This is a genomic window from Streptomyces sp. NPDC059002, from assembly GCF_042740435.1.
In the GTDB taxonomy this organism is placed as follows: domain Bacteria; phylum Actinomycetota; class Actinomycetes; order Streptomycetales; family Streptomycetaceae; genus Streptomyces.
The window spans coordinates 1-4,231 of sequence record NZ_JBHYJI010000131.1 but is presented as its reverse complement, the minus strand read 5'-3'; the positions used below and the strand labels follow the sequence as shown (position 1 = coordinate 4,231).

2 protein-coding genes are annotated in these 4,231 nt (G+C 74.5%); both read left to right on the top strand.

Translation table 11 applies throughout. The annotated features are described in order from the left end of the window. A partial coding sequence (locus ACFWZ2_RS43345) for a condensation domain-containing protein (protein ID WP_384555312.1) occupies positions 1 to 1,047 on the top strand: 1,047 nt, incomplete at its 5' end. A gap of 159 nt (positions 1,048 to 1,206) precedes the next feature. Beyond that, positions 1,207 to 4,231, top strand: a 3,025-nt coding sequence (locus tag ACFWZ2_RS43340) for an amino acid adenylation domain-containing protein (protein WP_384555311.1), incomplete at its 3' end; no start/stop codon positions are given.

The following is a 4,231-nucleotide window of genomic DNA, read 5'->3' as shown; positions in this document are numbered from 1 at the left end:
GTCTCCTGGCGCGTCCTCGTCCCGGACCTCCGGGCCGCGTGCGAGGCGGTCGCCGCGGGGCAGCCCCCCGCCCTCGACCCGGTCGGAGTGTCCTTTCGGCGCTGGGCGGAACTCCTCCGCGCCGAGGCGACCGGCGAGCGGCGGGTCGCGGAACTCGCCGCCTGGCTGGAGGTGCTGGGCGAGACGCGACCGCGTCTGGGGCGGCGGGCGGTGGACAAGGACGTCGACACCGTGCGCGTGCTGCGCCACCGCACGTGGACGCTGCCGCGCGCGCAGGTCGAGACGTTGCTCGGCCGGACGACGGCCGCGTTCCACTGCGGGGTGGACGACGTGCTGCTCGCCGCCCTGGGCGGTGCCGTGGCGCACTGGCGGCCGCAGTCCGCGGCCGGGGTCCTGGTGGATGTCGAGGGGCACGGGCGCGAACCGCTCGGGGACGTGGATCTTTCGCGCACGGTCGGCTGGTTCGCGAGTACGCATCCGGTGCGGCTCGATGTGACAGGGGTCGACCTGCCGGAGGCACTGGCGGGTGGTCCGGCCGCCGGGGTGCTGGTGAAGGCGGTCAAGGAGCAGGCGCGCGCCGTGCCCGGGGACGGACTCGGCTATGAACTCCTGCGCCACCTCAACCCGGAGACGGCCCAGGTGCTGAGCGCGCGGCCGACCCCGGAGATCGGCTTCACCTACATGGGCCGGTTCGCGGCGGGAGCGCGTACCGGTCCGCCCGGGCCCTGGCAGCTGACCGGCGAGACCGCGATCGGCGGCTCCGCCGACCCGGACACGCCCCTGCTCCACCTCCTGGACGCCGGTGCGATGGTCACGGACACCCGGGACGGGCCCGACCTCGCCCTCACCCTGAGCTGGCCCGCCGCCCTCCTCGCGGAGGCCGAGGCCGAACTGCTCGGCCGTACCTGGCTGGAGCTGCTCGGCGGACTTGCCGCGCACACCGCGGCCCCCGCGTCGGGCGGGCACACGCCCTCGGACTTCCCGCTGCTCGACCTCGCACAGGACGAAGTCGACGAATTCGAGACCGGGTTCGCCGGAGACCGCTGATCGCAGACCGCTGATCGCAGACCGCAGACCGCAGACCGCAGACCGCAGACCGCAGACCGCAGACCGCTGATCGCAGACCGGAGACCGGAAGCCGGAAGCCGGAAACCGCACACCAGATCCCGGATCGCGGATCCCGGAGACCGCTGAGGAGACAGAACGATGAACCGATCCCTTGTCGAGGACGTCTGGCCGCTGTCTCCCCTCCAGGAGGGGCTGCTGTTCCACGCCGCCTTCGACGACCGGGGCCCGGACGTCTATCAGGGGCAGCGGATGCTCGAACTGCTGGGGCCGCTGGACGCACAGCGGCTGCGGGCGACCTGGCAGGCGCTGCTCGCCAGGCACGGCGCGCTGCGGGCCGGTTTCCGCGGCCGCAAGTCGGGTGAGGCGGTGCAGGTCGTCGCCCGTGAGGCGACGCTGCCGTGGCGCGTGGAGGACCTGTCGGGGCTGCCGGAGGCCGACGCGCTCGCCGAGGTCGACCGGCTGGCCGCGCGGGAGCGTGCCGAACGCTTCGACCCCGCGGTCCCGCCGCTGCTGCGGCTGCTCCTGATCCGCATCGGCGACGCACGCCACCGCCTGGTGGTGACGAGCCATCACCTCGTCATGGACGGCTGGTCGATGGCGGTGGTGTTCAGCGAGTTCTCCAGGGTGTACGCGGCGGGCGGCGACACACGCGTTCTGCCCCGGACGACCTCCTACCGCGAGTACCTGGCGTGGCTGAACCGGCAGGACGGCGATGCCGCGCGCGCCGCCTGGCGGGCCGAGCTGGCCGGAGCCGACGAGCCGACGCTCGTGGCGCCCGCGGACCCGGGCCGGACCCCGGTGGCGCCCGAGAGCCTGATCAGCCATCTCTCCGAGGAACTGACCGACGGACTGGGCCAGTTGGCCCGCCGCCTGGGGCTGACCGTGAACACGGTGGTGCAGGGCGCGTGGGCGCTGGTGCTCGCGCGCCTGGCCGGTCGGACGGACGTGGTGTTCGGTGCCACCGTGGCGGGCAGGCCCACGGATCTGCCCGGCGCGGAGTCGATGGTCGGCCTGTTCATCAACACGCTGCCGGTGCGGCTTCGGCTCGACGGCGCGAGCAGCATGGCCCAGCTGCTCGCCGACCTCCAGCGGCGGCAGTCCGCGCTCATGGCGCACCAGCACCTGGGACTTCCGGAGATCCAGCGGCTCGCCGGGCCGGGCGCCGTCTTCGACACGATCGTGGTGTACGAGAACTACCCGCGCCCACCGGAGGAGCCGCCCGCGCCCGACACCTTCGCCGTCCGCTTCATCGGCGGCGAAGAGGCCGCGCACTATCCGCTCACGCTGGTCGTCGCGCCCGAGGGCGAGCGGATGGGCTTCAAACTCGACTACCGGACCGACGTGTTCGACCTCGCGGCCGCGCAGTCGATCGTCGGACGCCTGGTACGGGTCCTCGAACAAGTGGTGGCGGACCCCGCCGTGCCGGTGGGCCGGATCGACGTGGTGGGCGCGCGGGAGCGCGGGCTCGTGGTGGAGGAGTGGAACACGACGGCCGCTCCCGTGCCCGGCGCCTCGGTACCGGAACTCTTCGCGCGGCAGGCGGCGCGCACGCCGGATGCGGTGGCCGTCGAGGACGGCGAACAGACCCTCACGTACAGGGAGTTAGATGAGGCGGCAGGACGGATCGCGACCCATCTGACGCACACCGGAGTGGCCCGAGGCGACCGGGTCGCCGTGGCCATGGGCAGGTCGGCCGGGCTGCTCGCGGCGCTTCTGGGGGTGTGGCGGGCGGGCGCCGTCCATGTGCCCGTCGACCCCGAGTACCCGGCGGAGCGCGTGGCGTTCCTGCTGGCGGACTCCGCACCGGTGGCGGTGCTGTGCACCCGGGCCACGCGCGGCGTCGTGCCCGAGGGCGCGGCGGTCCGCCCGGTCGTGCTCGACGACCCGGACGTGGCGTCGGCGATCGCGGGCAGCAGGGCGCGGCGGACCCCCGCCCCCGTGGGCGCGCAGGACCTGGCGTACGTGATGTACACCTCCGGGTCGACCGGTGTGCCCAAGGGCGTCGCGGTGCCGCACGGGAGCGTGGCGGGCCTGACCGGGGACCCCGGCTGGTCGGTCGGCGCGGGCGACGCGGTGCTGATGCACGCGCCGCACGCCTTCGACGTGTCGCTGTTCGAGGTGTGGGTGCCGCTCGTCGCGGGCGGCCGCGTCGTCATCGCGGGACCGGGCGCGGTGGACGCCCAACGGGTGCGCGACGCGGTCGCCGCGGGCGTCACCGCGGTGCACGTCACCGCAGGGCTCTTCCGGGTCGTCGCGGAGGAGTCCCCGGACTGCTTCACCGGGTTGCGCGAGGTGCTGACCGGCGGCGACGTGGTGCCCGCCGGAGCGGTGGCACGGGTGCGCGAGGCGTGCCCCGACGTCTCGGTGCGCCACCTCTACGGGCCGACCGAGATCACGCTGTGCGCGACCTGGCACGTGCTGCCCGCCGGCTCGGCGTGCGGGCCCGCGCTGCCCATCGGCAGGCCGCTGGGCAACCGCCGGGTGTATGTGCTCGACGCCTTCCTGCGCCCGGTGCCCCCGGGCGTCGTGGGCGAGGTGTACGTGGCGGGCACCGGCCTGGCGAGGGGCTACCTCGGCCGGTCGGGCCCGACCGCCGAACGGTTCGTGGCCTGCCCGTTCGACGACGGCGGCCGCATGTACCGCACCGGCGACCTGGCCCGCTGGACCTCGGACGGTCAACTCCTGTTCGCCGGGCGCGCCGACGCACAGGTGAAGGTCCGCGGCTTCCGCGTGGAGCCGGGCGAGGTCGAGGCCCTGCTCGCGAGGCACCCCGCGGTCGCGCAGGCCGTGGTGGTGGCCCGCCAGGACGGCCCGGGCGACAGGCGCCTCATCGGCTATGTGGTCGCGGACGACGCCGAGGACGTCGACGTACAGGCGATCCGTGCGTACGTCGCGGACCGGCTGCCCGAGTTCATGGTCCCGGCGGCGGTCCTGGCCCTGGACGCCCTGCCGCTCACCGTGAACGGCAAGGTCGACCGGGCCGCCCTGCCCGCGCCGGACTTCGCGTCCCGGGTCTCGGGCAGGGAGCCGGGCACGCCCACGGAAGAGACCTTGTGCGCCTTGTTCGCGGAGGTGTTGGGCCTTGAGCGGGTCGGCGTCGAGGACGGCTTCTTCGAGCTGGGCGGTGACTCGATCAGCTCGATGCAGCTGGCGTCGCGGGCGC